3 protein-coding genes and 1 pseudogene are annotated in these 2,748 nt (G+C 61.6%); 1 reads left to right on the forward strand and 3 read right to left on the reverse strand.

Annotated features, from left to right (window positions below; translation table 11 throughout):
* Nucleotides 1-258 (forward strand): annotated as a pseudogene (locus WCE35_RS01095) (hypothetical protein); the annotation flags it as partial.
* 140 nt (nt 259-398) lie between these two features.
* On the opposite strand, the gene WCE35_RS01100 reads toward WCE35_RS01095, so the two are convergent.
* The 3 genes from WCE35_RS01100 to WCE35_RS01110 all read right to left on the reverse strand — a co-directional run bounded on the left by WCE35_RS01100 (nt 399) and on the right by WCE35_RS01110 (nt 2,404).
* Entirely contained in the window at nt 399-599 is a 201-nt protein-coding gene (locus WCE35_RS01100; protein WP_212419956.1) for a cold-shock protein, read from the reverse strand.
* Between the two features lie 282 nt (nt 600-881).
* Complete coding sequence (locus tag WCE35_RS01105) at nt 882-1,193, reverse strand: c-type cytochrome (protein WP_424591499.1); 312 nt, start codon at nt 1,191-1,193, stop codon at nt 882-884.
* A gap of 11 nt (nt 1,194-1,204) precedes the next feature.
* Nucleotides 1,205-2,404, reverse strand: a complete 1,200-nt coding sequence (locus WCE35_RS01110) for a molybdopterin-dependent oxidoreductase (RefSeq protein ID WP_424591500.1) — start codon at nt 2,402-2,404, stop codon at nt 1,205-1,207.
* Between the last annotated feature and the right edge of the window lie 344 nt (nt 2,405-2,748).

Genomic DNA, 2,748 nt, shown 5'->3' on the forward strand with positions numbered 1-2,748 from the left:
CATAATTACGATTGCTGGGACACCACGCGCAACACCACCAGCCTGCTATTGGTGCTAAGGGAATGGCGGCTGCTCAAATACCATGGGGTCGGCGATCCGCATTATCGCGGCAATGCGCTGGCGCTGCAGACGCCGCACAACACGGCGGTGCTGGTCGAGCGCGCGACCAAAGTGGAATGGGTCGTCGACCTCTGGCCGCGCGGCTATCTGCGGCCGCCGGATGTCATGACCGTCGAGAGATGGGTGAAGCAAAACTGAGCGGCCGGATTGGCGCAGCCATTCGAATCCGCGCCAAAACGGTGCCCGCTCCGCCGAACGCTCACAGAGTTTGAGATTTTTCTGGAACCCACTCCCGGATTTTTTCCGAGAGTGCGCCGTTGCCGTTTCGCGCGCTTGCGCTAGACCTTGAGGTTCTCGGCCGAAGTCTTGCCGCGATTGGCGATCTCTTCGTACTCGACCGACTGCCCTTCATTGAGCGTCGAAAGACCGGCCTTCTCGACCGCCGAAATATGAACGAAAACGTCCTTGCCACCATTGCTGGGCTGGATGAATCCATAACCCTTGGTCGGGTTGAACCACTTCACCGTACCTTTAGCCATTCACGTCGTCTCCGCGGAATCAAAAATAAAACGGACCGCCGGTCCCCGCACACCCCGGCACGCCCGCGCGCGACAGGATACGCAGATTATGGCGAGCTTGATAGCTCAAACGGCGCGGGGATTTTGGCAGAAACGAACTTTATCGTGGCGTTTTTGCGGCTTTTTGGCCGTTTCCGCATCATCTGGCGCTGCCGCAGCCCCGGCACTTCAAGTTTTGTTGCAGCGGGAATTCGGTGCCGCTCGCCCGCGCAGCCGCGCGCACGACCGGGCCACATCCCGATTTCAGTAGGTCGCGGTGAGGTAATCGACGATCTTGCCGACATCGGAATCGTCGATCGGCGCGCCATAGACCTTGATCATCTTGGTCACTTCGGCCTGCCAGAAGTCTTTTCTGAATTTCTCGCCGCGCGGCTGGGTCTGGACGTAATCGGCGGAGTGGCAGGCGGTGCAATTGTTCTTCACCACCTCGACATTGGGGCCGGGCTTGAACGCCGAAGTTTCCTCCGGAAGCTTGTAGGACAGCGGCGCCGCATCGGCGGCAACAAGGCCGATGACGGCGACGGCGGCGAGCGCGAGAAGGATCGGATACTTCATGACCATTCTCCTCACGCCGCGGTGACGCGAACGGTTTCGACGACGTTGCGGAGATAGCCGGCCGGATTCCACAACGGCTCCATCGGCTGGGTATCGCCGGCATGGTTGGTGGCGCGCGCCATCAGCTGGTGATTTCCCGCCGCGAGTCTTACCGGCAGCTTCCATTCGCGGAACGAATATTTGCCAATATCCTTGCCGAGTTGCGCCGGCGTCCAGCTCGTGCCGCCGTCGATCGAGACCGCGACTTGCTTGATGCCCTTGCCGCCGTCGAACGCGACGCCCTTCAGCATCGTGGTGCCCGGCTTCAATCTGGCGCCGTCGGTGACGCTGGTGATGAAGGAGCGCACCGTGAAACGGTTGATCGGGATCGTCGCCTTCGGCGCGGTGCCGGGCTCGACGCAGTTGCAGGGCGTATCGGGAATCCGGTAGGCGGTCTTCATCCAGAAGCCGTCGAACACGCTGTCGATGACGGTGATCTCGTTCAGATGCTTGACCCAATAGGTGCCGTAATAGCCGGGCACCACGAGGCGAAGCGGAAAGCCGTTGAGAACCGGCAGGTCCTCGCCATTCATGCCATAGGCCAGCATCACCTCGCCGTCGCGGGCGTGATCGACCTCGAGCGCCTTGACGAAGTCGGGCGTCTTGTCGGTCACCGGCCCGTCCATGCCGTTGAAGGTGACTTGCCTGGCGCCTTGCTGCACGCCGGCCATGTCGAGCACGGCTTTCAGCGGCACGCCGCGCCAGCGCGCATTGCCCATCGCGCCGTGGCCGAGCTGCCCGCCGGCGACCCGCGGGTTGGAAAAGCCGCGGCTGTTGCCGGAACATTGATTGACGGCGACGATCTCGACCGCTTTCAGTTTTCTGATGTCCTTCAGTGACAGCTTCAGCGGCCTGTCGACCTTGCCCTTGATCTCCAGCGTGAACTTGTCGGGATCGATATTGAGCGGCACGTCGGCCAGATGATAGCGGACAAAGAACGCGTTATTCGGCGTGATCGGCCCTTCGTTGAAAACGGCGAACGGGGTTTCAAGCTGCGGCGGCCGGCTGGTCAGCCCGATCATCGGGCGCTTCTGCGGAACTTTCACCAGCGGCCGTTCGCCATTGTCGAACGGCAAGGTCACCGTGTCGAGCGCCAGCGCCCGCGACGAACCTACTCCTGCCAGCAGCACCGCCATCCCGGCGCGTTGCATCAGCTCTCGCCTGTCGATCATCGTGGTTCCTCCGAAGCTTCTTCCCTGGGGCCGGTCTTCACCGGCGCATGCGTGAAATGTCGCGCCGGGGAACGCGGTGTCAATCGATTTTTTCGCAGCAGCTTGCGTCGCGACAGGCACGATTGAAGCGTCGTCCAGTCGGCGGATCAGCGAAGCAATCCGCTCCCCTTCCACAACACCGGTTCAGCCAATTGTATTCCGCGCGGTGGGCCGAATTATGGTTGCGCGCTCGTTCCCGAACCGCGGATTGCGGTCGGCGCCTGTTATCGGGCTGCACGTTGCGCGGACCCGTTGAGCTGTATCCGCCCTGACGGGATCAATGAACGTAAGAGCTCGTATCGTAG

The organism is Bradyrhizobium sp., from assembly GCF_049691595.1.
In the GTDB taxonomy this organism is placed as follows: Bacteria; Pseudomonadota; Alphaproteobacteria; order Rhizobiales; family Xanthobacteraceae; genus Bradyrhizobium.